Genomic DNA, 25,102 nt, shown 5'->3' with positions numbered 1-25,102 from the left:
AGCAAAGCTCCCCGGAAAGGAGGATGATTATGGGCGAGGACGAGCGAGGGTCGCCGCTCGAGGCTGCGATAGAGCGGCTACGGCGAGGCATAGGCCTGTGATCGGCGGCGGTGCAGCAACGTCGGGTGCTCTGCCGAGGGCAGGGTCCCAGTTCGGGCAGTGCCGACGTTGTCGCCAAACGCATTGGAGTTCACGGAGGCTTCCCCTGATTTCCCCGGGAAGCCTGAAGTGCATTCTCTGGAATCTGAGTGCATCGACGCATACGTCGGTGTCATTCGGAACAGGAGAAATTCTTCGTGGACGCGCTCAACAACTTCCTGACCAGGCAGCAAGTTCGCGATCGGACCGGCTGGAGCCTTCGGTTCATCGATCAGCACCTTCCTCGAGTGACCGTTGGACGCAAGGTTCTGATCCCCGTGGACGCGCTCAATCGCCTGCTGTCGGGAGGACAAACCCATGGCCGCTAAGCGTTCAAGCCGCCTTCCTTCTCTACAGACCGGTTATAGTCTACGGGGACCAGACGCGCCACTCACAGAATCCTCGGAAGCTTTCATAAATGTCGATCGTTGTAGTGCTCTTATACTTGGTAGAATGACAAAATATGCAAAATTTGAACTAAAAAATCGATGGCAGTCCCGCATGATACTATCTTCGCTTGGTGCAATTTACTATCATAGAGATAAGTTTGGACTTTTCCCGCCTAAGCATTACGCAGATCTTACAGGCATGTCTCCCGCATTCATGGATTTTGTAATCGACTATGCGCCTAGAGACAGCGAACTTTACGTATTGACCCGGAGGGTCGCGCGGCTCTGGCGAGCGGAGAAACGGCGTCACCTACGCATGCTCGACCAGAAGCGCGCGGGGGCGGCTGCGGGACCGTAGGTGGCTCGGCTAGCGCACGCGATTTATGGGTGGGGGTTCACGATCTAAGAAACTGAAAAATAAGATATATCTTACTTCTTTCTTCTCTTTTCTCCTCTCTAATAGGGGTGGGGGGAAGGGTAAGTCAGCTTATGGGGAAAACTCGTACATCCCTGGGATGTACAAAAATATATAAGAAGGAAATGGCATGTACCCCCACCCAGAAAAATCGATCGATCCGCTCATAAAATCGTACAAATTCAACGACTTGCCGGAGCGGATCAGGAAAAAAATCACTGTCCGGGGCTCGAAGAAGGTGGAGTGCTGGGAGTGGACCGGCTTCACCAAGCAGGCCAAATTGAGGTACAGACCGTACAAAGTTTCTGACACATACAGCGGTCACCGCAATTTTGCGGGATGTCACCAAGCAGATCGCGCTCTGCCTCAAGTTCATGACCCGAAATACGGTGGCAAAGTTGCGGCGCACCGGGCTATATACTCTATTATCACCTGCACGCCGATCAACGACGTGCCGGCGCTTGACCGTTGCGTCAATCCCCGGTGCGTTTCTCCCTACCATGTGACTGTGAAAGGACCTTCCCCCAACCAGCTCAAAGGCGTGGTGTCCAAACGAGAACTTGTGGATATGAAGAGTAATGCCACATCAATTCTAGACAAGGCCCCGGCCGTTGAGGCGGCTACTTCTGGTACAGGGATGAGCTTCGCAGAGGTGTGCGAGAAGCTGATAGAACATCAACCGCTTGTGGAGCTTGGGCCAAGCGCTGCCTCGGAAGAGTACGGACTTGATTTATCGCTAACACAGGCAGCGTGGTCCGGTTACCTGAGTTGGAGGCAGAATAACCCCGAACTGCTGGAGGATGAGTAGTAATGATCCAGGACAACAGCTTCGGCTCAGTGCGGCCCGCTGCGGTTATTATGAGGAAGCCGGCGACGCCCTTGAGGGACCTGCCGGCGGCCTCCGAGGTGACCTTCCCGGGCGTGTTCTCCTGGTCTCCGGTCACCTCCGCCGCCGTCACCACCGCCATCGGGGCCGACCCCGGGGCCTGGAACGTGTGGCGCAACCGTCGCCTCACACCGGCTCCTCTACCCTCCGCCTGGTTCCGGCGCGCGTCGGGCTCGCCCCTGGTCTACCGGGTGTCCGACATCCTCAGCTGGCTCGCGGCCCGGCGCGGGGACCAGCTCGACACCCCCACCACCTGGCGGCTCAGCCTCGCGCGCGACCTCGGGCAGGAGGTGACGGACCCAGCCGAGGTGCGGAAGCTGGCGCACCTCTATGCCCGCGCCGCCGGCCCCCGCCTCCCTGGTGGCGTGACCTTCACCCCGACCGGGTTCCGGGACTACCTCGCCTCGCTCCTGGCCGCCTAGGCCAGGTTGTGCGATCCTGCATCGAGGTATTGGTGCGGGTAGGTCCTATGGCTCTAAACATTCCCCTGTACGAAGCATTGAAGGGCCAAGTCTACGACATCGCGCAAGTGACCACCAGTCGAGGAAACGCAGAAGCCAAGAATGAAGGCTTTCGCGACGTGTACGACATGATTATGTCGGACAGCGACCATCCCCGTCAGCAGGCATTCTTGATGATGATTGTGGATCGGCTGTCTGAGAAGCAACGTATCGTGCTCTTGGACGGAATGGCGAAGGAATACGCTGGCCTAGATGGATGGATGACCTACGTGGACCGCGAAGCGTAAAGGCGCTGTTATCATCCAGCTAAAACCAAAATTTTCCGGAAGCATAGATGGCGGATAGTATTTATTGAGGTGCGTTAGTATCTGTAAAAAAACACCCACCCATCCCCGATAAACCGGGATGTCAAGCACTTTGTCTGATTTGTTCGTGTCGTTGTTTGGTTGACCAACAAGGTCAGCCTCTGCCATTCCTGCCACGAACCAATCGACGTTCGATGATTGGTTCGTGACAGAGGTTCGGCCATGGCTCAGGGCAAGTTCGTCACCTACCTGCGCGTCTCCACCAAGCGGCAGGGCGACAGCGGCCTTGGCCTGGAGGCTCAGCAGCGGGCGGTGACGGATTACCTGAACGGCGGGGCCTGGACGGTGGCCGGCGAGTTCGTGGAGGTGGAGAGCGGCAAGTCCGACACGAACCGGCCTCAGCTCCAGCGCGCCATTGCGGCGTGCCGGGTCTATGGGGCCAAGCTCCTCATCGCGAAGCTGGACAGGCTCAGCCGCGATGCCGGCTTCCTTCTCGGGCTGGAGAAGGCCGGCATCGAGTTCGTGGCCGCCGACATGCCAAACGCCAACCGGCTCACGGTCGGGGTGATGGCCATGGTCGCGGAGGAGGAGCGCCGCGCCATCTCGGCCCGCACCAAGGCCGCGCTCGCGGCAGCGAAGGCGCGCGGGGTGAAGCTCGGGGGCGACCGGGGTGCCACCCTCTCCACTGAGGCCAAGGCCAAGGGGGTTGCCGCGGTCCAGGCCCGGGCCGAGAGCCGCGCCGCCGACCTCGCCCCGATCATCGGCGAGCTGCGCGCGTCCGGGGCCACCAGCCTCCGCTCCCTGGCAGCTGGCCTGAACCGGGCCGGCATCGCCCCGCCGCGGGGCACCACCTGGTCCCCGATGGCGGTGAGCCGGACCCTGTCGCGGCTCGGAGCCTGACGCAGGTACACCGGCTTGGAGCCTAACAACGGTGCGACGGGTGCTCAGGGCGGCTCAGGCCTCAGGCCGCCCTGGTCAGCACCGATACCCCTGAAATACCCTCTAAATCCCGGGGTTATTTCGGGGAGTGTCCCTAGGACAACGCGGCGCGGTCAGATGGGTTCGGCGGGTGCGCCTGCTCGGCACGCTCGTGGATAGTAGTAGGGGAAGATGATATGAAAATTGCTGATATGATGATGCCAAACGGCCGCATTTTCCTTAAGAGCGAATGGGCACCCATCAGTGATTACTGGCCTGCACTATCTTTTAGCAAGATGTCTATTGGTCAATACCTAAGCAAAGAGTTCCGTCCGGGGCGAGATATCCTAATTTACGTTGGAACATCAGGGCCAGAAACGGAAAATCCGGAGCACAAGAGCCGGCTCATCTCCGCCATCGTTCCAGAGCCGAACCAGATACTCGAGACCCGCCGCATCATCCCAGCGGAGAGTTGGGCGGCCTCTGTTGAGATGCACGGTGGCGATAAATGGCCTCATTCCCTCGCCGTAGTGCGCGCCGCCAGCATCGAGGGGCCACCATTCCCGCTCGCTCGCCAGATCATCCCCAGGGCTTACAGCGCCTTCGCGGTCGGAGCTGGCCGCGGCGGCGTGGTAGAAGCCCTTGACGATGAACGTGCCGCGGTCATGGTGCTCCCGGTTCGAGAGCTTCCGCTCAATCTCACCCCGGCCGTGCAAGCCTACCTTCAGTTCCGCGAGAGTGTCGCCGTCGACTTACCGCGAGACGTAAGGCAGGAAGCGACGCGCATGGCCAACCGCATCATCGACCGCGTGAAGAAGGGCGGCGAGGAGAGGGTGACCATCAATCCAATCCGCAGCGCACCACTATTTACCGACCTCTACGCACTCCTCACCCGCATCTGGCGGCAGAAGCAGGGTGGTCGCTGCGCGCTGTGCGGCGCGCCGCTCCTCCCGGGCACGGAGAATCCGATGATGCAGGCCTCTGCCGACCGGATTGACAGCGCCAACGGGGCTTACGACGACACCAACGTCCAAGTCACGCATCTCGCCTGCAACTGGGCCAAGAACAAATACGGTGTCGCTGAATTTGAGGAGTGGGTTGATGCGATCCGCGGCGTCGACGTAACAACGGAGGCCTGACCCGAGCCAATACGATGCGCGATCCAACCGCGCATCTCCTCCAACACTGCGACGACGACACGCTGATTGCACAGCCAGGCGGTGGGGCGACCGGATAGGCTACCGTCCCGCACTGGTTCGCCATGCTCTTGGCCGAGTACGGCTCGCCGGTGACGGCGGCGCGTCAGCACCACGGCTGCAGCCAGGCCGAGCTGGCGGCAGTGCTCGGGATCTCGCAGCGCCACCTTTCGGACATCGAGCGGGGCCGCCGCGACCTGACGCAGATGCGTGCGCGCGAGGTCGCCGCCCAAGCCGGCATCGAGGCCGAGTGACGTCCCGAGCCCTGTTTGGCCTGGCCCAGCTCTGCATCGCTTCCAGGGAAATACCCCGGAATTTCCATGGCATTTCCGGGGAAGTGAGATCTTCGCTCCGACGCACCAGTCACCACTGCCTTGCTCGCTGCCAAGCCGGCGCCCACCTCTCTGCCATGCCACGTCACCAGCACCTTCCCGCCCTCGCACACCGAGCCAGCCGCGCCTCTGCCGTCGCCCGATCCGAGCGGGCGCGCCAGCGCGCGGCGGCACTCGCCCCGATCGTCGCCGAGCTGCGCGCAGCCGGGGCCACCAGCCTCCCCGCCCTGGCCGCCGGCCTCACCCGCGCCGGCATCCCGGCGCCGCGTGGCCTAGTGTGGTCCCACGTCGCTGTTCTGCGGATGCTGAAGTTGATCCCCTCGCAGGTGATCGAAATGTAAGTTAATCCCGTATTGAACGGGGCTGTACAATACCCATTTCTCCGACAGCCATCCGGAGAATGTAAAATGACGGCAACTTCCCCCGCCCCGACCATCAACATCAAGATCGGCGGCGAGCCGCACGAAGTGACGATGTACTTCGGCCGTCTCAACGAGCTGGCCGAGATGGTCGGCAGCTTCGAGCGGCTGCCCGAGGTGGACTTCCACGCCCCCACCCGTGAGGCCGTCCTGGACATCTGTCTGGCCCCCCGCGACGAACGCGGCCGGCGGATCGACGGCGAGACCGCCGCCGGCATCCTCCACCGGCTCACCATTGAGGACGGGGCGGCGGTGCTCGACTTTGCGAAGGAGCACCTGTCGGATTTTTTTCTCGGGCGGCTGGAGAAGCACCTGCTCAGCCTCCAGGCGAACGGGGATCGACTGACGGGTGTCGGGTCGTCGCTGAATGGCTTGGTGGGCTCAGCTTCCGAGACACGGTGATCTTCACGCTCGGCGTCAAGCCGAGCGCCCTGCCGGCCGTGTATTGGTCGCACACACTCGAAGATCTAATCACGCTCACCGATTTGAAGATTCAGTCCGAGATGGTGAGGGCTATGTCCTTCACCGAGAGCCTTCTCTACACGGCGGGCCAGATCTTCGGGGCGAAGCAGTCCGGGCCTGAGAAAAACCTATCCAGCGTGGACGACATGCTGGCCTTCGCGAAGATGGTCAATGGCTAACAGCAGCGACAACGGCCAGGTGGGTGTGGACATCGTCCTGGACGATGCCGCCCTGAACTCCGGCCTCCAGCGCACGGCGCAGGGTATCCGCGAGACGGTCCAGGGCGCTCGGGCGCTCCAGGAACAGTTCGCGGGGACGGTGCGATCCGTCGAACCGCTGCTGACCATGGTCACGAAGCTCAAGGCCGAGCTGGCCGCGAGCCCGGTCCAGGCCGGGCTCCGGGACCAGCTCCGCCAGGCCGAGACCGACCTTCGGGCCGCGACCGCGGCCCTGACGGCGGCCCGGCAGGCCGCTTCGGCCCCGTCGCCGTCGCCCGCACCGGCCTCCGGGGGCGGCTCGGGTTCGGGTGGTGCCGGCGGCTCGGGTTCGGGCTTCCCGCCCCTCCCGCCTGGTGGTTCACCCGGCGGTGCCGGTGCCGGCGGTTCGGGCGGCAGCCTGTTCGGGCTCCAAGCTCAGATCGCGGCCAACTATGCCGCCATCGGCGCGGGCATCGCGGTGCTGCGCACCGGCCTCCGGGACATCGCCGAGTTCGATGACCGGCTTCGCCAATTCCAGGCCATCACCGAGACCACCAACACCGAGCTGGCCGGCTTCCGGGACCAGCTCCTGAGCGTCGCGGCCACCTCGCGCTTCAGCGTCATCGAGTTGGCCAACGTCTCCATCCAGCTCGGCCAGATCGGCCTGTCCGCCAAGGGCGTGGGCCAGACGCTGAAGCCGGTGCTCGACCTGGCCGCCGCGTCCGGGTCCACCCTCCAGCAGTCGGTGGAGGCCATCACCTCGGTGCTCGGGGCCTACAACCTGGAGGCCAGCCGCTCGGGCGACGTGGCCGACGTGTTCGTGGGTGCCCTGAACCGCACCAAGCTCGGGATGGAGCAGCTTCAGTACGGCATCAGCTACGCCGCCAACGTGGCGCGCGACAGCGGCGTGTCGTTCACCGAGCTGACGGCGGCGCTCGGCGGCATGGCGCAGGCCGGCATCAAGTCGGGTTCGACGCTCGGCACCGGCCTGCGGCAGTTCTTCCAGGAGTTCACCGCTCCCACCGACAAGCTCAAGGACGGCCTGCGCCAGGTCGGGCTCAGCCTCGCCGATGTGGACCTGCGGGCCAACGGCCTCATCGGCGTCATCGAGAACCTGCGCCGGGCCGGCTTTGGCACGTCCGAGGCCCTGCGCTCGCTCGACCTGCGGGCGGCCTCCGCCTTCTCGGCCATGCTCGGCCAGCTCGACACCATCAAGCGGCTCGGGGGCGACCTCACGCTGTCGAGCGCGGCGACCGAGGGCGCGGCCAAGGCCAACGAGAGCCTGACGGCCAGCCTCACCCGGTTCAACAACGTCGCCTTCGGCGTGCTCGACAAGAGCCTTCGGCCGATGGTCACCGGGCTCACCGGTGCGGTCGACGGGGCTGCCGCTCTCACCACCGCCGCCGATAAGCTCGGGGTGGTGCTCCCCATCGTCGGCACCGGGCTCGGCACCATCGCGGTGGCCGCCGCCGGCCTGCGCCTCGGGGCGCTCGGGGCCAGCCTCGCCCCGCTCCTGGCGGGCCTCGCCAACCCGGCGGTGCTCGCCATCGCGGCGACCGGCGCGGCGATCGGCGGCGGGGCCTACCTCGCCCGCATCCTGTCGGACACCGAGCGCGCCAAGGCCGCCCTGGACCAGGTGCGCGCCGTCCGGAACGAAGTCCTCTCCGAACAGCAGTCCATCGAGACCGGCATTTCGGGCGTGGACCAGCAGATCGGCCTCTTGCTGGAGCGCCGGGAGAAGCTGAACGCTGATCCGGTCCTGCGGCGCAACACCATCCTGGAGGCGCAGAAGGCGTTCGGCGACCTCGGGCTGTCCATCTCGGCCAACGCGGCCAGCATCGATGAGCTGATTGCGGCCTACCGCCGGCTCCGCACCGAGCTTCAGGGCCAGAACACCGAGCTGTTGCAGCGCCAGTTCGCGGTGACGGCGAAGGAGCTGGACGCCCTGGTCACCAAGGGCAACGTGGACCGGCGCTCGGCGGATCAGCGCATCGCGGACGCGCTCGGCGGCGGTGCTCCCGAGTATGCCGACCCCCGGTACCCGGTGCGGCCGGTCACCGGCCCCCGGACGGATGACGCCGCGCTCGCCCGCGCCGGCCTCACCGCGCTGAAGCCGCTGCTGGACGTGATCCGCAACCCGGCCACGCTCGGGAAGGACGATCCGCTCGGGGTGTCCCGCTACCAGCAGCTCATCCTTGATGAGCGCCAGCGCCTGGAGCGCGAGGCCGCGCCGCTCCGGCTCAACGGCGCCAGTCCGGTGCGGCTCGCGGGGATCACCGACACCCTCGACCGTCTCGACAAGATCGCGGCCCTGTTCGCAGACGCGGTGAAGACCAACAGCAACGCGGTGGCGGCGCAGGGCAAGCTCACCGAGCTGTCGGCCCGGGCCGATGTCTCCCGCCTCCAGCAGGCTCCCGAGTTCCAGGCCTTCGGCCAGCGAGCCGCCGACCTCCAGGCGGGGCTGGTCGAGCGCAGCCGGGCGGTGGATGCGGACCGCGGCCTGTCCGGCACCGAGAAGAAGGACCGGATCGTTGCCGTGATCCGGGAGGCGCAGGGCGACGCCGCGCGCCTGGAGGCCGAGTTCGGCCAGTACCTGGACGGCCTGCGGGCAGCCGGTGCGGCGGACAAGACGGTCACCGAGGCCGGTGCCCGCATCGTGGACCAGCTCAAGAGCCTCCGGCGCGGCGTCACGAAGGAGCTGGACGAGATCGCGTCCAGCATCCGGCCGGACCTGACGCGCGAGCTGCAGGCCGAGCGGAAGGCGACCGCGGCGCAGATCGACACGCTCATGAAGCGCGCCGGCACCACGCGCGACGCGGCAGGGCCGGGCGAGATCGAAGCGCAGGTGAAGGCGCTGGTGGAGCGCCAGCGCACCATCGCCCGGCAGCTCATCGAGGCCGAGACCGCCAACCCGGATGAGGTGGTGAACCGGGCCGAGCTGCGCGAGCGTCTGGCCGCCGCGAATGAGGAGCTGGACGCGCGCCTGGCCGGCTACACCGACCGGCTGGTGGAGGCCCGCAAGCGGGTCACGGAAGCGGTGCTCACCGCGCAGGAACGGGCGCTCGGCCGGCAGAAGACCGTGATCGACGCGCAGGTGGCGCAGCTCGATAAGCAGATCCGCGACCCGGCTACCACCGTGGACAAGGCGGCCGAGCTGGCCGCCAAGGTGCGCGAGCTGTTGCAGCAGGCCATCGGCATCGTGGACCAGCAGGGCCAGATCCGCTTGGCCCGGGAGGCGGTGAGCGCCCCGGTCGGGTTCAACCGGACCCCGGCCCTGTCCGAGAGCGCCAACGCGGTGGCGCGCCAGGTCGCGGATGCGGCAGAGGGCGCGGGCCGGAACGACCGGCTGCGGACCTTGCTGCGGTTCGGGTCGTTCGAGAGCGACTTCAACCCGCAGGCCGTCAGCTCTACCGGGGCGCGCGGCGTGTTCCAGTTCACCAGAGGCACCGCCTCCGATTTCGGCCTGTCGGACCCCACCAACGTGGCTCAGTCGGCCCTGGCCGCGATCCGGTACTTTGACCAGATCGACAAGACCCTTCGCTCGAAGGGCCTGAACCTGTCCGACGACAACCGCTATGTCCTGTACAACCAGGGCGAGGGCGGCGGCTCGGCGCTGCTGGGCAACCCCGGCAAGGGCGCGGTTCAGGCCTTGATCGATGCCGGGGTGGAGGCGGGCCGGGCGCGGCAGGCCATCACCGCCAACGGTGGCCGGGCCGACGACACGTCGGCCGAGTTCGTCACCCGGCTGCTGGCCGCCTTCAACGCCAAGGCCTCCCGGGCCGACCGCCTGGTGGCTCCCACCGGGGATGCGCTCGATGAGGGCGAGGCCGCCGGCCGGAAGGCGCGGGCGGAGGCCGCGGCGACCGAGGAAGCCAATACCCGGGCTGTCCGCCAGAAGCGCCTGGCGCTGGAGCAGCGCCAGCTCGCCCGTGACGAACAGGCCCTGTCCGACCGGCTGTCGCTCGACAAGCGGGCCGTGGGCCGGACGGCCGACCTCGCGCCGGCCTCCCGCACCATCACCGCCTTGGCGGCCCTCCGGGATAAGGAGCTGGAGCGGGAGAAAGCCAGCGACCGCTTCACGTCCCTCGCGCCCGACGAGAAGACGGACCAGGTGGCGCGCATCCAGCGCAGCTATGCCGACCGCGCCGCCAGGCTGGTGGAGGAGAACGCCAAGGCCATCGGTGAGGCCACGCTGAAGACCTACCGGGAAGAGGCCGAGCGCACCAAGGCCCGGGCCGACTTCCTCAAGGGTGAGGAGACCTCGGGCAAGGTGTCGGCCGGCGAGGTGCAGGCCGCTGACACCGCGGCGCGCCAGGCGGCCGACCGGCTGAAGCTGGAGGGCCAGGCCGCCGCGGTGCGGGCAGAGGAACTGGCGCTCGAACAGCAGCTCGCTCAGCTCCGGGACAAGGGCTTGGTGTCCGAGACCGGGCGCGCGGCGCTCCAGGAGCGCATCACCGAGCTGAAGAAAAAGGAGGCCGAGTACGCGGCCAACGCGGGCCTCCAGCGTGGGGTGGAGGCGCGGAAGGACGACTTCGGGGCCGCGCTCAGTCGCGGGTCCCTCGACTTCTTCACGTCGGCCGGGATGATCGACCGCAAGACCGGCGAGTTCAAGACGGCGGCGCAGGAGATGGCCGGCTACTGGCAGCAGGCGATGGGCGGCATGTCGAACAGCATGACGAACCTGTTCACCGGGCTCGCCTCCGGCACCATCAAGGGGAAGGACGCCTTCAAGGCCTTCGCCACGTCGATCCTCACCGACATGCTCCAGATCGCGAGCAAGGCCGCCTCGAACGAGATCATGAAGGCCCTGTTCGGGGGCCTGATGGGCGGTGCCGGTGCGGGCGGCGGGTTGCTCGGCAGCATCCTCGGTGCCTTCATCGGAGCGCCAGCGGCGCCCGGCATGGCGACCGGCGGCCTGGTCACGGGCGGGGTGCCGAACCGGGATAGCGTCCCCCGGACCCTCATGCCTGGTGAGTTCGTCCTGAAGCGGAGCGCGGTGGACGTGATCGGCCGGGAGAGCCTGGACCGCATGAACGCCATGGGTGCGGGCGTGATGGCGAAGGCTCCGCCGGTGGAGCCGTCGCGGTTCGCCAGCTCGGCCCGGGCCGAGACCAGCGTCTATGTGGTCGATCGGGATCAGGTGCCGCCGCCCGGCCCCAACGAGATCGTCCACATCATCGGCAGCGACATACAGCGGGGCGGCGCGATCAAGCAGCTCATCAAGCGGGTGTCGGCCGGCGGGTAAGCCGCGATGGGGGGCCAAGGGCCGTTCCATCGCGGCTTGGACCTCAGCCTGCGAGGCGCGCCCGAGCCTTCCGGGCCTCCGCCAGCAGGCGGCGCGCTTCGTTATCTGAGAGGCCGCCGATTCTGGCCTTACCCAAGAGGTGGTCCGAGTAGACGAAGGCCGCAGTCACCGCCGAGAGAATGGCGTGTTCACGGTCACTGTTCTGAGCAGAGGTGGTCGTCATCGCATATGGCTCCGCTGATGCGCCTGAAGCGCGTCAGTTGTTCGGGGTGCCGCCAATGCGATGCGACGTGCTGCGACACGGGCGACCCCGGCCGTTCAGCGTGCGGTAGTCCGGTCATTGAGCGCGCGGCTGATCAATGCGCTCATCCACCAAGGGCTCAGTGCCCCTTGGTGGAAGGTCTAAGGGACCTTCGGCCCGGTGTCTAGTCTCTCCGTCTGTAGCACCGCCCGTCTGGTCGAGTGGGCAGTAGGCCAGCGCGATTTGCATGCGGGGCTCATCGCGCGATCAAGCCGCATTGATCTGTCGCAACGATCCTAAGTACGAATCGTACAAGTAAAAATATCCAATATCATTATGTGCTTTCCATCGAATTCGTTCCCTATGATATAAAAAATAAAAATCTTTCTACCGATTATATTTGTGATTAACATCGGATTTGGACCACAATTCTATTATGGTGTGTCATGAGCAACGAAGACAAAGGCGATAAAAAGCCGCGCCTAAAAGATAAAAAGGGAATTCCGGCCGCAGGAAACGTGAAAATAAAGACGTTGATCTATCGAGACTTGTTGAAGGGTATAGAACTTTTCGCAATACAAAATGGCATATCTCGAAGTGATGCTATCGCTATCGCCATAGAACGATACTTAAGGAGTTTGAAGCAATAACTCATCAATATAATATTGTCATAAAATATGTTTCTTTGATTAGAGTTCTGAAGGCGCACTAAATACATTGTTATACATTTTATTTGCGAATACATCAGGAACCACATGCCGGGCTTGCTGTTCGTCAAGCGGCGTAGCTCTGTTCACTAGATGAGCAGGACACGCACGCTCTTGAGGTTGAGCGTGTCCACCAAGATCTCGGTTCTAACCAGAACTTCGACAGTTATACTCCCTCCTCACGGTCCCGAAGGCGCACGCCAGGGCCGCCGCCCGTGCTGGTGCTGCCCTCGGCTATAAGCGACACGCCGGCAGCTTCGAGGGCAGTCGCCAACTTCTCTACGCCTTCCGACGAGACGGCGCGGCGCCCCTTCTCGAAATCGACCACGGTGGACAGGCCGACACCAGCGGCCTCCGCGAGCTGCGGCTGTGTCCAGTTGAGGAGGGCCCGGGCGGCCCGGCACTGAGCGGCATTCATCATCTATCAACATTTTCTGTTGACGGCCCTATCGGCCGTACGTACTCATATCAACATAAAATGTTGATGAAAAGGACGCCTCGATGACCTCTCGCCGTACCCTTCACTGGAGCGTCGCCGTCCATGGCATGAAGGCCAGCCGTGCCGCCCGGCAGCCGGTGCGCGAGGAGCGGTTGCGCTCTGGGGCCACTGGCGACCTCACCGCGTGGCGGGGCTGCTCCGGGCGCCGCTACGTTTGCAGCGTCTATCCCGCCAGCGCCGCCCGCGACCTCGTAGGGGATGCCGCGGCCCTGGTGCTGGCGGTAGCCCGCAACGCGGCTGGCGCCGCGGCCTTGCTGGCAATCGGCAGCGTCCCGGCCGGCGCGACCGAGCTGCACGTCCACCGCCTCGCCGAGACAGCCGACGACCGCGCCGCCGCGGTCGCGGACCTCGCCCCGCCATCGGTGGCTGACGTGCTCGATGCCTTGCTCGCCCTCTATGCCGCACCCGGCATCTGGAGCCGCCAGGGTGGTGACGGCTTGGACCTCGAAGCGGCCCTGTACCGGGTCATCGGCGACCCCGAGGAAGCCGGCATTGCCGAGGGCGAGGCCCGGCGGCGCGAAGAGCTGGTGTCCGGCACGTTCGAGGCCTGCGGCGTCGACCTGATGGCGCTCGAGGCTGCCGCGCGCCGCCAGGACGTGGTGGTCGCGGTGTTGCGGTTCGGCCGTGCGCGCCTGGGGGTGTGAGGCTGTTCCGCTTAGAGGGTCCGGACCTGTTCCCCGGTCAGGATGCCACACCAGCCATGATGTTCACGAAGAGGCGATTGACCCAACACCGCTGCGTTTCTGTGGCATGGCTTCCCCAGTAACTTTCCGGAAGTCCCATGGTCCATACCGGCTACAATCCCGCGTTCGTCGCGCTCTCCATCATCATCGCGGTGTTCGCGTCTTACGTCGCGCTCGACCTTGGGGCGCGTGTTCGGCGGCCCGATCCAGGGCCGCGTTGGGTCTGGGGAGCAGGGGCGGCGGTCGCCATGGGGGGCGGCATCTGGTCGATGCACTTTATCGGCATGCTGGCCTTCGAGATGGGCATGCCCGCCACCTACGATCTCGGCCTGACGCTCTCGTCCCTCGTCATCGCGATCGGATCGACGGCCGCCGCCCTCACCTGGGTCGAGCGCCAGGGAACCAGCGTCCCGTCGCTGATGGTGGCAGGCCCGTTGATGGGCCTCGGTGTGGCGGCGATGCACTACACCGGCATGGCCGCGATGCGGGTGCCGGGCAACCTCGCCTACAACCCTGCCATCGTTGCGGCCTCCGTTGCCATCGCGGTCACGGCGGCGACCGCCGCCCTCTGGCTGACATTCCGCCAGAACAAGCCATGGCAGAAGCTCGCCGCGGCATGCGTGATGGGTCTGGCGGTCGCCGGGATGCACTACACGGGCATGGCTGCGGCGACCTTCACCGCCGAAGATGCCGGCGCCCATGCCGCACACGTGACCGCGCTAGGCGTCGATCAGCAGAATCTGGCTCTCGCGGTGGCGGGTGTGACCTTCGTCATCCTGTTCCTGGCGATGATGGCTGGCTCGCTCGATCAGCGACGGGTGCAGCGGCGCCTCCACGTCAGCGAGCAGCGATTCCGTTCGGCCGTGCAGGCGGTGGACGGTGTGATGTGGACGACCGATGCCGCCGGGAACTTCGTCGAGGAGCAGCCTGGCTGGGAGCGGATTTCCGGACAGGCCTTCGCCGAGTATCGGGGCGGCGGTTGGTCCGCTTCCATCCATCCCGAGGACCTGGCGGAGACACAACGGGTCTGGGTCGAGGCCGTCCGGAAGGGAACGCCCTACGTCGTCGAGCACCGGGTCCGTTCGCCGGAGGGCTCATGGCGTCACTATTCCGTGCGCGCCGTACCCGTGCGTGATGCCGATGAGGCGATCCGGGAATGGGTCGGAGTGCACGTAGACGTCACCGAGCGCCACGTACATGAGCAAGCCCTGAAGGAGGCGCGCGATTCGGCCGAGGAGCACAGCCGCGCCAAGAGCCGCTTCCTCGCCAACATGAGCCATGAACTACGCACGCCGCTCTCGGCGGTCATTGGCTACTCGGAGATGCTGGAGGAGGAGGCCGAAGAACTCGGGCAGGACAGCCTCCTAAAAGATCTCGGGAAGATCAAATCGAATGCACAGCATCTGCTTGGCTTGATTAACGACGTGCTCGATCTATCGAAGGTCGAGGCGGAGAAGATGGAAATCTATCCAGAGGATGTAGACGTTGCTACTTTCGTCACCGATGCCGCGGCCACCGTCGACGCCCTGGTGGGTAAGAAGGGCAACGTCCTGGTGCTCGACGTGGCTGGCGACATCGGCCAAGCGCGTACGGACGCAGTGAAGCTGCGCCAATGCCTGTTCAACCTGCTATCGAATGCGGCGAAGTTCACCGAGGGTGGGACCATCACCCTGCGGGCCGGCCGTGAGGCTGACGCCAGCGGGGAGTGGCTCCGGTTCACTGTCCAGGATACCGGCATTGGCATGAGTCCGGAGCAGGTCGGGCGCCTGTTCCAACGCTTCACCCAGGCCGATGAGAGCACCACGCGCAACTACGGTGGGACTGGCCTTGGACTGGCGCTGAGCCGCGCCTTCGCGCAGCTACTCGGCGGTGACATCACGGTGGAGAGCGTGGAGGGTCAAGGCACGAGCTTCACCCTTCGAGTTCCGGCGGTGGCCCCGGAGCAAACCAGCGAGGCGGAGTCAGCGGCTTCCGAGAACCGGGTCACGTCAGGCGACCTTGTGCTCGTGATCGACGACGAGGCCAGTCAGCGCGAGCTGATGGCCCGGTTCCTCGAACGCCAGTCCTTCGCCGTCCGCACAGCTGGAGACGGGCACACAGGGCTCGGCCTTGCACGGTCGCTTCGGCCGCGGGCGATCCTGCTCGACGTGATGATGCCGGAGATGGATGGTTGGTCGGTGCTTGCCGCCCTGAAAGCTGACCAGGAGACCGCCGGCATCCCCGTGGTGATGGTCAGCTTCGTTGCCGATGCGGCGCTCAGTGCGTCCCTCGGAGCAGTCGAGGCTGTGCCGAAACCGGTGGACTGGACACGCCTCCGGACGATCCTGGACCAGTTTCGAGCCGCGGACGGCGACGTGCTCGTGGTCGACGATGATGCCGACATGCGCCACCGCCTCCGGACGGTTCTAGAGCGCAACGGCTGGACCGTTCGCGAAGCCGGGAATGGATGCGAGGCGCTTAACCAAGTCCGGCACGGTGTGCCCCGGCTTGTGCTCCTCGACCTGACCATGCCGGTGATGGACGGGTTCTCGTTCCTCGACCAGTTGCGTGTCACGCCCGGCTGCGCCGAAGTTCCCGTGGTGGTGCTCAGCGCCCGCGATGTCACTGCCGCAGAACGCGACCGCTTGTCCGAGGCGAATCAAGTTCTGCGCAAAGGCAACGCCAGCTTGCAGGACATCGCCACCGAGTTGCGAAAGCTCGACAACCGCCAAGTTGAGGTTGCTGCGGTGTCAGAGTGATAGAGTGTTGGGCTGCTGGCACTAGCTCGGCAGCCCGCCCTGCGCAGTGGCGATTTCCACCACCTCCAGCACGGTCGGGCCGACAGGGTGTCGCTGCCGTTCGAGGAAGGCCTTCGCTGCCGCGATCCTGTCGAGGGCTGGGCTCGGCCGGCGATACTGCTCGGCCATGAGGTCGGCAGTCAGGGCGAAGGCCAGCTCCTCAGCTAAGGCGGCTACCAGCGGTGCGGCTTCGGATGATGCGTCGGGGAAGTTCATAGCGTGCCCTCATTGCCCATGCGCAACTGTATATAGGGCAACAAGGTCGTGCGTGATTGTCCTGCGTTGGGATGCTGGACAGCGCAGGCTCAGCAGCTGAGGTCCGAACGCTGAGCGATGTCGCTCGTGAGGTCGTCCCGCACCAACTCCAATCTAAGGTCTACGCCCCCGAGTTGGTAGACGGGCGGGAACAGCGTCTCGAGCCCACGGGTAATGCCGTCGAGGACCGGGTCGTGTTCGCTGCCGAAGCTTCTTGTCGGCACATTGGCGTTCGTGAGGTTGGCGCTGGCGTTCGACATCTGACCCGGAGCTCGGTTAGCGTGCGTTAACTTCTTGAACTCCTCGCCGGTTCACGGGACCGTGATGGATTATGGCAGCAGCCGGTTCGGCAACGGCCCCCTGTCCACGTTTCGTTAACTGCGTTAGCCGACCTTGCCAGCGAGCCGGACAGGGGCCTCCCCAAGCCGGCGAGAGCGGCGGCTGCGTCCTGACCTGCTGTAGCTGCCGCTCCCTTCCGCGATGCGGCTTGGCCTGAATCACGAATGAGCACTGAGACTGATCTGCTCGCACTCGCTGTCGAGAACGCCGAGCTGCGCCTCGCACTGGCTGACGCGCAGGAGCAGTGCGTGGAGCTGGCTGTTGATGCCGGTGAGCTGCACGCCACGATCAAGGAGCTTCAGGCCCGCCTTGCCGCCGTCGAGGCTGAGCACGCTGCAGGGCGCCCACAAGGAAGCCCGCCGCAGCAGAGCGAGCGGGTCTGAAGCTCCTCATCGCCGACGCTGCGGGAAAACACTGTCCTCCAGCGCGCTGCGGCCCTCATTCGTGATGCGAACCGCGGCGCCGACAGGATCATGGTCGGCCCATCCTCGCGCGACGACGCTGGGGACGAAGAGGTCGTCATCCTGAGCGAGGGGAGTGGCCCCGGATAGCTCGTAGAGCGTGATCCAGCCTCCGACGTGATCGAGGTGGGTCATGAGGCGCATCTGCTCTGTCGTCATGGAGCGATCCCACCGCTGTGAGGGAAGCCCCTCAACGCCCTAACAGCACTTTTCGATGCCTCCTGCTCCACTAGCCGGCAGTTCGCTGCGAGCTTCAGGCCGAGCGCGGGCCGGCAGTGGCGTGGCGCGGCTACCTAGAGAGCGTCCAAACCACCAGGGTGAAGGCTCTGCGGGCCGCGAGCGGCACCAAGGCCGGGCTCTGGACGGCGGCGGGCGGCTTCGATCGCCGGGCAATCATGGCCTTCGCCGTCCATCACGCCCGGGCCGTCCTGAACGGCTGCCTCGCTCACGGCTGCTGGCGCACCGCGATGGCGCACGGGCTCAAGACCGCGTGGGCGGCGGCTCATGCCACTCGCCGCGCCGCCACCCACTAATCCCGGAGACCATATGACCTGCTCCCCTGATTTCCTGCCATCCGTAAGTTGGGTCCATCGGGATGGAGATGGACCATGCGCAAGAGCCGGTTTTGCGAGGAGCAAATCATCGCGGTGCTCCGCGAGCATGACGCGGGCGTGAAGACCGCCGATCTGTGCCGGAAGCACGGGATCAGCGATGCGACACTGTACAACTGGAAAGCCAAGTACGGCGGTCTGAAGGTGTCCGAGGCAGCGCGACTGCGCACCCTGGAGGATGAGAACCGGCGGCTGAAGAAGCTGCTGGCCGAGGCCGTGCTCGACAACGCGGCCCTGAAGGATTTGCTGGCAAAAAACTGACCACGCCCGCCGCACGGTTTGCTGCTGTCGAAGCCGTGATCAAACATCACGGCTTCTCGGAACGGCGTGCGTGCGGGCTTCTCGGGGTAGACCGCTCGGCTTTCCAATATGAGCGCAGGCCCGGCACCGATGACGCGCTACGAGCTCGGCTGCGCCACCATGCGGGCGAGCGCCGCCGGTTCGGCTACCGGCGGCTGGCGATGTTGCTCAAACGGGAGGGGGCGTGCGTGAACCTGAAGAAGGTCTACCGGCTCTATCGAGAGGAGAAGCTCACCGTGCGCCGTCGCGGCGGACGCAAGCGAGCACTTGGGACCAGAGCACCGATGGTGATCCCACAGGAGGCCAACCAGCGCTGGTCATTGGACTTCGTCAGCGACGCGCTCGCCGACGGGCGGCGCTTCCGCGTCCTGAACGTCGTCGACGACCACACCCGCGAGGCGCTGGCGACGGTGGTGGACACCTCGCTCTCGGGCCTGCGCGTCGTGCGCGAGTTGGACCGGCTCGTTGCCGAGCGTCGTTTGCCTGCCATGGTGGTGAGCGACAACGGCACCGAACTCACCTCGACCGCTGTCCTGCGCTGGGCTCAGGAACGAGGCGTTGAATGGCACTACATCGCGCCGGGCAAGCCGATGCAGAACGCCTTCGTGGAGTCGTTCAATGGGCGATTGCGCGACGAATGCCTGAACGAACATGTCTTCGGCACGTTGTTCGAGGCGCGTCGCATCATTGATGCTTGGCGGATCGACTACAATACCGCCCGACCACACACGAGCCTCGCCGGGCTGACCCCGATGGAGTTCGCCGCCAAGGCCAGTGCCCTCGCGATGCAACAGACTGGGGGCACTGCGCCGCGTGGGGGCTCCATGCCCCCAGCCTGTTGCTCACCCGCCCCGCAAGGGGCAGAACAGGAACAGACCTAACCTACGCGTGGCGGGAAAGCGGGGAGCAGGTCACATACCATGCCCGTTAGCCCGACCATGCGTGCCACCCTTGAGCTGGCCGCCGAGCGCATCATCAGCATCCTGGACCAGCTCGACCAAGACCCGGACCTCGAGGACAGTGGCGACGCCGAGCCGTCGCTTGGCGCTCCCGAGGGGGACGGATCGCAGGTCGGATGGATGCGCGGCGGAGACCGGGACCTTGAGCTTGAGGCGCGGCGCCCCGTCTCAGCGCACCAGGTCATTTGCTCGGATGCTCGCCCTGCTCAGCGACCCGGCGCGCTGGTGCCGCGGCGGTGGCGCCCGGGATGCGACCGGGCGGCCTTGCTCGCCCACCAGCCCCAAGGCCGTCGCCTGGAGCATGGAAGGTGCCATCGATCGAGCGGCGGGACAGGATCGAGCGATCGGCGACCTGATAGAGGACCAGCTATCGGGCCTGCTGCCGGACATGACCGGGCCGGCCGCGTTCAACGACGATCCCGGGACGGCTCATGCTGACGTGCTGACGTGCTGGCGCTGCTGCGCCGGGCGCTCTCTAGCGCCGCGTAGCAGCCCCGAACGCCGCCAGGGCGTGCCAATCGCGAGCAAGCGCAATCATTGCCAAAAGGCCGCAGCCCGCATAGTGCAACCGATGCCCGGATTTGGATGTGCGAGCCAGGATAAAATTTCGAATTTAATCAAGCGAAGATATGAACTTAGAGGCTAGGGAGGCAAGCCACGTAGCCTGCGAGCACCTCGTTCGGTATGGTCGTTTCACGAAACCCGGACGCGACTCGGACAGCACAACATGAAACTCAGCACCGAACAAGATACGGAGATTTCCGCTGCACGGGCGGAGATTCGGCAAACTAGTCGGCCTACCGTTGCAGCATTAGAGGCAGTATTGCACCATGTAATACCTGTTCTTGATCATGGATTCATTCGAGTCGTCGACTATATGGGCGATGATTCATCGGTAGTTCAGGCGGCCCGAGTTTCATATGGAAGAGGAACAAGAAGAATAAGCGAAGATAGAACGCTTATCCGATACCTAATGAGCCACTGGCATAGCACGCCATTTGAAATGGCGGAGATAAAACTGCACGTAAAGCTGCCTATATTTGTTGCGAGACAATGGATAAGGCACCGAATGGCGAGCGTTAATGAGTATTCTGCGCGTTATTCAATTCTTGACAGGGAGTTTTATCTTCCGGCATATGAAAATATGGCAGCTCAATCAACAACTAATCGACAAGGACGCGGTGTGGTACTTGGCCCCGATGAAGCCGCGCAAGTTTTGGAGATACTACGTACAGATGCCGAAAGAAACTATGATCATTATGTCTGGATGTTGAACGAAAGCGCAGACGGAAGTCGGCCTGATGATGAGCGTGCAGGTCTCGCTCGAGAGTTGGCACGAATGAACTTAACACTTAACTCATACACGCAGTGGTATTGGAAGTCAGATTTACATAATCTTTTCGGATTCCTACGCTTGCGAGCCGATCCACACGCGCAGTATGAAATTAGAGCTTATGCAGACGAAATATTGAAACTTACTGAAGCGTGGGTTCCACTTTCTTATGAAGCCTTCAGAGATTACCGAATGGAGGCTGCCAGTCTCTCCAAGCAGGCCCTTGCAGTAATACGTAAAATAGTTTCGGGCAATAACGTTAGCTTAGAAGAAAGTGGCATGACAAAGCGCGAATGGGACGCTCTGAATAAATTAATACATGAAAAATAATGAATTAAGGAGAGCAGACAAGAACAATTTCTTATGGGTGGTCCGCATAGCTGCGGACCACTTAATTACGGTGCTCTGTAGGAGGCTTAGCATGGTCGGGGTAAGCATCCAAAGCGGTGCGACCCGATGATTTGAATGGCAGATGTACAGTAGGGGCAGGTTGTACCGCGGAGGCTCAAGCTGCATCTACGTGCCAAAGGCTGGGACAAGTCGATGACGCCACCCATGCCGCCGGCGAGAGGCGAGAGCAATTTTCGCTGGACCTTTGATGGACAAGGGTGCCATGCGGCGACTGGAGAGTGACCGCGCTGGGTACTAGGAAACCTAGGCTATCCCAGCCGACGTGCCTTTTATTGGCTCAAGCAGTATGTATCGCCACTGCGCTACCAGAAGGGGCACCACTTGCATCACCGCGGTCCCCAGGTATGGCTATGCTCTAGCTTACCTGAATTCCTAGGAATTTTCATATTAAGAGGTCAACTGTAGCACTCAACAACGAACCAAAGCGTCTAGGCCGATTGAAAAAGTCTCAGTGCCAATCGTTGAATATTCCAACTCATTGTAAGTATCGACCGATGCGTAGCACACTTGAACCTCCGGATGTCGACTTGCAAACAGGCCTGCGCCCAGCGTTGACAGCTTTGTGTGCAGCGGAGCTACAATCACGTTAGAGGAGGCATCAAGAGGAACTACCTGCTCTAATTTATCTGCTGTGGAAAACGGATCCCTGGCTGAAAATTCGAAAGTTTCGGCGACATTATCATATTGAGAATGAAGTTCACGAAAGAAATCATTATTTCTGGCGCCTAACTCTGGATTGATCGATTCGGCCAGCAATCCTTTTCCAAGGATGAGGGTTTTGGGCTCATAATTTTCTATGATACTACGAGCACGAGAAAATTCGAAACCTATCAAAACAACAAGACAGGTTGGGCGGGACGGCCACATCTCGCCAGCATAGCCAACGACTGACCTCAAGCTAGTGACTTGTCCCGACAGCCAATCAGCCATGACCCCAGCGCCAACATATAATATTTCGGATTTCTCACTTGACGACAACGAAAGTGTTCGCAGAACAGCCAGGAGCATGAGAAGCTCCTCGCGGCGAAAGGACGTAATATCAAGCACCAGGTCGCGAAAGCCTGTAGCAGCCACTTCGGCAGATAGAACATTAAACAGACGTTGCGCAGTCGCAAGCGGGTCAGATGTTTCAAGCTCTTCGACAGAGGCCGAAGGAAAGCGTTGGCGAAATTCAGCTAAGTTTCCTTCTGTTCGTTCACTCCTACGACTAGAAACGAAGCAAGTGCAGCGACACACGTCAGCATCCATGAGCGAGCGCGCCACTACAAGCGATCGCTCCTCAAAACTAACACGGGACACGAAGTGAACAGACCTCCCCTTCCAACGAGAGGGGAGGTCTTGCACAGGAAAACCGTTTATCACCGATTTCTCCTACAGATCGAGGGGGAGCATCGGATGATCATCTTGCTTCGCACGGCGCCTTACAAAAATTGCAGGATCGTCGAGTGCCAACGCAAGATCCGATGAGGTAACAGAAAGATGGGCAGCATAGCCAGAAACGTCGAGACGGTAGTGAGGTCCCAATCGCTTCGCTAGGACATACCTTGGCTTCCTACCGCCAAGCGCCTCTTTGGCAGCGTTGTCTGACCGCTGTAGATATCCAAGGCGAACGCCCAGATCCAAAACCTCTTTGAGTTTTTTGGTTGGAGTATCGCGAAGTACGATCGAGATAACGCGTTGCTCACTTATATCTCCGTCGAGCAAGCGAGATCTAAAAAGTCTCCCGAGGGCCTCAACAAGATTGCGAAGATGTGTATAACTTTCGGTTTCGTGGCCAAGGGCATGCAAACTTGCCTCTTCACTAGACAGACCAGTAGGGTCTGCATCTTCAGAATCTGGTGAAGGTACAAGTGATTCTAGAAACTCAGTAGACCATTCGCGGACAACCTTATCCTGAATGGCTACAGGTATTTGAGCAACGACAGGTTGCCCCTCACTAACGACACTGTCATACATACGGCTAGCCGGTTCTAGGAACCAGCGTACCACTCCTGATGAGAGATCAACGAGAGATTTAAAGCCGGCGTAGCTATAAGTGTGGCCAGAGCGAGAGGAGCCCGTAAGTTCACGCATAAGGCGGGGCACGGCGTAGCGGGTACGCTCATCACGTGCCCGCGCGGCGCCGCGGCGCCCGTTGGTGAGACCTTCGTCAATGCGCGCGGCATGTTCGCCATCGATCTCAGCTTGGATCTCCGCGAGTCGTTGAGCTTGGCGTTCGTCCCGGGGGAAAAATATGTCAACGTCTTCGTTGCAGCCTACGTTGGCCAACCGTTTCGAAATAATTTTGCGAACTCTGTCAGAATAACTTCCATAATCAGAAGTATAAACAGAACTCAAATTTACTTCCGCAAAATCATGCGGACTTTCAATGACCCTATTATCTAGAGTGCGGCGAGTTGCGTAAGCAAGCTGCGTCGTAATTTTGAGGCATACATCTGAGGTGCTTCGCGATGACACCCAACTGTTGAGCACGCGCTGCATAGCTTTTGGCAAATTATCAGCATCGTCCAGCATGACAAACAGCGGCACATTAGGTAGGCCACTAATTTGACGTACTGCCGAAGCTAACGGCGCAAGAAAGTCAAGAAAGCCTGTGAGAGCACCGTTGTATGCCGTTCTTTCAGGTTGGAACGGAGATCTTACATAATATTGACGCACAGCCATCGCTTCCATTTCACAAATTCTAGCGATGTGCAAGAAAATCGCAGCATTTTCCGCGTCAAGGGGGCAGTCCGTGTTGCGATTTCCTCCGCAATCTCTGTAAAGTTCTTCAAAGCGACTAAAAAATATTCGAGCCGATTTTGATTCTATTTCGCCGGCGAGGTTATGCAAAAGCGTGGCAATGCGGAGCATTACCTGCATAACAAGGAGATGTTCACCGAGGGCCGTTCCTGCATACCCATGTGAACGGGTTAATTCAGGAGCGGCGAACTCTGTTCGGCGCAGGGGGACGTGTACTGCTAAGAATGGTAGCGAGGTAAGTGTCGTTCCGCGCCCAAGGCGGAGCATCATTACACGCGGCTCAAGGCTGCGCAGGAGCATACTTTTCCCTGTCCCGCGAGCGCCGTGAATGAAAGTATTTCCCGCGTCTTGCAGACGCGGGAAATCTGTGAAAACGTCAACAAAATTTTCGGCAATGTATTCTGCGTCTACATGCTCTGGATTGCGGACATTGAATGGATTAGTGCTCATGATTGATCGTCCTGCGGGACCGAAGGTATCAGATGATCTCTGAGCGATGCGCCATCCAGTCTCGACGCAACTGTTGCCCAGTCAACACCGCTCGTTGGATAGCCGCTGTCCTCAAGATAAAATCCTATCTTATCGATGATTTCGTCGTCATGAGTTACATCCAATGTGACGCTAATACGATCATAAGTCACAAAACCGTTTAGAAATCGATTACAATATCGACGCTCCAACTCGCCTTTTTCGAGGCGCTCGCGAATATAGTCGATCAATAAAATACTTGAAGCTGGGTTAGAGTCGGCTTGGAATTGCCTTGACAGATTTGGCTTTTCGACTTCATATTCTGTCTTAATCGTATGACCAACATAGTCAAAACTAATATTGATAGTTTTACAATACAGATTGTGAATAATAGATTCGGGTGGTGCCCCAGAGCCTTCGCGAAGCGCGCCTTCATCAGCGCGTCGCGGATTTTCACTAAATTCGTCTGCCAAGCGCAGCACTGCAGCAAGCCTTTGCGCGTGCACAGGTACGTGTATGATTTCCGCTCTTCTCGGAAGATGAGAAATCGTATCTTTATCGCCTGCGGGCGTCCGTCCTCCATGCGCTCTAGCGATTGAGGCAATAAGGCGCTTCTCAGCTTGCTCAAGATCTGCGGTCGTGCCAAGTTCTTGAATTATGGTTGCTGCGCGTCTTTCATGCCCTTCACGCCCACTCGCATTTCCGGCATCATGCAAGAGGATCGCTAATAAAAGAGCAAAAACCTCGTAGGGTTCGAGAGACCTGAACGCAGGAGTGATGGCATCACTTCCTATGCCAAGCATTCGCCCTGCTGTCATGATTACGTCATCGACGTGGCTCTTGTCATGTCGAGTGAATCGCTCGCCCTTCAAGGCAAGCCCTGCCCCTGCTACAGAGAAATATTGTCGATCAAGAGCCCTCTTAATCGCTATGTATTTCTCGAAATATCCACC

General features: G+C 62.1%; 25 protein-coding genes. 16 read left to right on the top strand and 9 right to left on the bottom strand.

Annotation, left to right across the window (positions count from 1 at the left end; genetic code table 11):
- Positions 1 to 296 precede the first annotated feature (296 nt).
- The 10 genes from DK419_RS28900 (at position 297) to DK419_RS25885 (ending at position 11,363) form a co-directional block, all read left to right on the top strand.
- Positions 297 to 467 carry a hypothetical protein gene (locus DK419_RS28900; RefSeq protein ID WP_162561418.1) on the top strand — a complete coding sequence of 57 codons (171 nt, stop codon included), beginning with the start codon at positions 297 to 299 and terminating at the stop codon, positions 465 to 467.
- A 605-nt stretch (positions 468 to 1,072) separates the two neighbouring features.
- The gene (locus tag DK419_RS28895) at positions 1,073 to 1,750 is read left to right on the top strand and encodes a hypothetical protein (RefSeq protein ID WP_162561417.1); all 678 of its coding nucleotides are present in this window, start codon (positions 1,073 to 1,075) and stop codon (positions 1,748 to 1,750) included.
- Positions 1,751 to 1,821: 71 nt separating this feature from the next.
- Entirely contained in the window at positions 1,822 to 2,250 is a 429-nt protein-coding gene (locus DK419_RS25920; RefSeq protein WP_162561416.1) for a hypothetical protein, read from the top strand.
- Between the two features lie 107 nt (positions 2,251 to 2,357).
- Positions 2,358 to 2,576 (top strand): hypothetical protein, encoded by a 219-nt coding sequence (locus tag DK419_RS28890; RefSeq protein WP_162561414.1) that lies wholly within the window; start codon positions 2,358 to 2,360, stop codon positions 2,574 to 2,576.
- 240 nt (positions 2,577 to 2,816) lie between these two features.
- Entirely contained in the window at positions 2,817 to 3,494 is a 678-nt protein-coding gene (locus tag DK419_RS25915; RefSeq protein ID WP_109961629.1) for a recombinase family protein, read from the top strand.
- A 215-nt stretch (positions 3,495 to 3,709) separates the two neighbouring features.
- On the top strand, positions 3,710 to 4,651 hold the full coding sequence (locus DK419_RS25910) for a hypothetical protein (protein WP_208642245.1): 942 nt from the start codon (positions 3,710 to 3,712) through the stop codon (positions 4,649 to 4,651).
- Between the two features lie 122 nt (positions 4,652 to 4,773).
- Positions 4,774 to 4,962, top strand: coding sequence for a helix-turn-helix domain-containing protein (locus DK419_RS25905; protein WP_109961628.1), 189 nt, complete (start codon positions 4,774 to 4,776; stop codon positions 4,960 to 4,962).
- A 485-nt stretch (positions 4,963 to 5,447) separates the two neighbouring features.
- Positions 5,448 to 5,861: a hypothetical protein gene (locus tag DK419_RS25895; protein WP_109961626.1), complete on the top strand. Its 414-nt coding sequence runs from the start codon at positions 5,448 to 5,450 to the stop codon at positions 5,859 to 5,861.
- Entirely contained in the window at positions 5,858 to 6,100 is a 243-nt protein-coding gene (locus DK419_RS25890) for a hypothetical protein (protein WP_109961625.1), read from the top strand. Before DK419_RS25895 ends, DK419_RS25890 begins: the two co-directional genes overlap by 4 nt.
- Positions 6,093 to 11,363: a phage tail tape measure protein gene (locus DK419_RS25885; RefSeq protein ID WP_162561412.1), complete on the top strand. Its 5,271-nt coding sequence runs from the start codon at positions 6,093 to 6,095 to the stop codon at positions 11,361 to 11,363. Before DK419_RS25890 ends, DK419_RS25885 begins: the two co-directional genes overlap by 8 nt.
- Positions 11,364 to 11,406: 43 nt before the next feature.
- On the opposite strand, the gene DK419_RS25880 is transcribed toward DK419_RS25885, so the two are convergent.
- Both DK419_RS25880 and DK419_RS25875 read right to left on the bottom strand, forming a co-directional pair.
- On the bottom strand, positions 11,407 to 11,586 hold the full coding sequence (locus DK419_RS25880) for a hypothetical protein (RefSeq protein ID WP_109961623.1): 180 nt from the start codon (positions 11,584 to 11,586) through the stop codon (positions 11,407 to 11,409).
- Between the two features lie 891 nt (positions 11,587 to 12,477).
- Entirely contained in the window at positions 12,478 to 12,729 is a 252-nt protein-coding gene (locus tag DK419_RS25875; RefSeq protein WP_109962507.1) for a helix-turn-helix transcriptional regulator, read from the bottom strand.
- Between the two features lie 83 nt (positions 12,730 to 12,812).
- Here DK419_RS25875 and DK419_RS29675 point away from each other — a divergent pair, with 83 nt between their 5' ends.
- Positions 12,813 to 13,454, top strand: coding sequence for a hypothetical protein (locus DK419_RS29675; protein ID WP_245442721.1), 642 nt, complete (start codon positions 12,813 to 12,815; stop codon positions 13,452 to 13,454).
- A gap of 137 nt (positions 13,455 to 13,591) precedes the next feature.
- Positions 13,592 to 16,231, top strand: coding sequence for an MHYT domain-containing protein (locus tag DK419_RS25865; protein WP_109961622.1), 2,640 nt, complete (start codon positions 13,592 to 13,594; stop codon positions 16,229 to 16,231).
- A gap of 21 nt (positions 16,232 to 16,252) precedes the next feature.
- Here DK419_RS25865 and DK419_RS25860 read toward each other — a convergent pair whose 3' ends face one another.
- From DK419_RS25860 to DK419_RS25845, 4 genes are all read right to left on the bottom strand, one after another.
- Positions 16,253 to 16,486 (bottom strand): hypothetical protein, encoded by a 234-nt coding sequence (locus tag DK419_RS25860; RefSeq protein WP_109961621.1) that lies wholly within the window; start codon positions 16,484 to 16,486, stop codon positions 16,253 to 16,255.
- A gap of 89 nt (positions 16,487 to 16,575) precedes the next feature.
- Positions 16,576 to 16,785: a hypothetical protein gene (locus DK419_RS25855; RefSeq protein ID WP_109961620.1), complete on the bottom strand. Its 210-nt coding sequence runs from the start codon at positions 16,783 to 16,785 to the stop codon at positions 16,576 to 16,578.
- 237 nt (positions 16,786 to 17,022) lie between these two features.
- Complete coding sequence (locus DK419_RS28885; protein ID WP_162561410.1) at positions 17,023 to 17,196, bottom strand: hypothetical protein; 174 nt, start codon at positions 17,194 to 17,196, stop codon at positions 17,023 to 17,025.
- Positions 17,197 to 17,253: 57 nt separating this feature from the next.
- Entirely contained in the window at positions 17,254 to 17,484 is a 231-nt protein-coding gene (locus tag DK419_RS25845; RefSeq protein ID WP_109961618.1) for a hypothetical protein, read from the bottom strand.
- Between the two features lie 158 nt (positions 17,485 to 17,642).
- On the opposite strand from DK419_RS25845, the gene DK419_RS25840 reads away from it, so the two are divergent.
- The 4 genes from DK419_RS25840 (at position 17,643) to thyX (ending at position 20,858) form a co-directional block, all read left to right on the top strand.
- Entirely contained in the window at positions 17,643 to 17,858 is a 216-nt protein-coding gene (locus tag DK419_RS25840; protein WP_109961617.1) for a hypothetical protein, read from the top strand.
- 75 nt (positions 17,859 to 17,933) lie between these two features.
- Positions 17,934 to 19,117 (top strand): IS3 family transposase gene (locus DK419_RS25835; RefSeq protein ID WP_425352611.1). Its coding sequence is split into 2 segments (ribosomal slippage): positions 17,934 to 18,186 and positions 18,186 to 19,117, totalling 1,185 coding nucleotides; the frame shifts between segments, so codons are not numbered across the junction.
- Positions 19,118 to 19,388: 271 nt separating this feature from the next.
- Positions 19,389 to 19,841, top strand: a complete 453-nt coding sequence (locus tag DK419_RS30070; RefSeq protein WP_425352617.1) for a DUF6197 family protein — start codon at positions 19,389 to 19,391, stop codon at positions 19,839 to 19,841.
- A gap of 81 nt (positions 19,842 to 19,922) precedes the next feature.
- Positions 19,923 to 20,858 (top strand): FAD-dependent thymidylate synthase, encoded by a 936-nt coding sequence (gene thyX, locus DK419_RS25830; protein ID WP_109961616.1) that lies wholly within the window; start codon positions 19,923 to 19,925, stop codon positions 20,856 to 20,858.
- Between the two features lie 489 nt (positions 20,859 to 21,347).
- On the opposite strand, the gene DK419_RS25825 is transcribed toward thyX, so the two are convergent.
- The 3 genes from DK419_RS25825 to DK419_RS28880 all read right to left on the bottom strand — a co-directional run bounded on the left by DK419_RS25825 (position 21,348) and on the right by DK419_RS28880 (position 24,967).
- Positions 21,348 to 22,202: a hypothetical protein gene (locus tag DK419_RS25825; protein ID WP_245442720.1), complete on the bottom strand. Its 855-nt coding sequence runs from the start codon at positions 22,200 to 22,202 to the stop codon at positions 21,348 to 21,350.
- 108 nt (positions 22,203 to 22,310) lie between these two features.
- Positions 22,311 to 24,131: an ORC-CDC6 family AAA ATPase gene (locus DK419_RS25820; RefSeq protein ID WP_109962506.1), complete on the bottom strand. Its 1,821-nt coding sequence runs from the start codon at positions 24,129 to 24,131 to the stop codon at positions 22,311 to 22,313.
- Positions 24,128 to 24,967 (bottom strand): HD domain-containing protein, encoded by an 840-nt coding sequence (locus DK419_RS28880; protein WP_162561408.1) that lies wholly within the window; start codon positions 24,965 to 24,967, stop codon positions 24,128 to 24,130. Before DK419_RS28880 ends, DK419_RS25820 begins: the two co-directional genes overlap by 4 nt.
- Between the last annotated feature and the right edge of the window lie 135 nt (positions 24,968 to 25,102).

Origin of the sequence: Methylobacterium terrae, from assembly GCF_003173755.1 — a bacterium.
In the GTDB taxonomy this organism is placed as follows: Bacteria; Pseudomonadota; Alphaproteobacteria; order Rhizobiales; family Beijerinckiaceae; genus Methylobacterium; species Methylobacterium terrae.
Note: the sequence above shows the minus strand (reverse complement) of the source record. Positions and strands in the feature narration are given on the sequence as shown.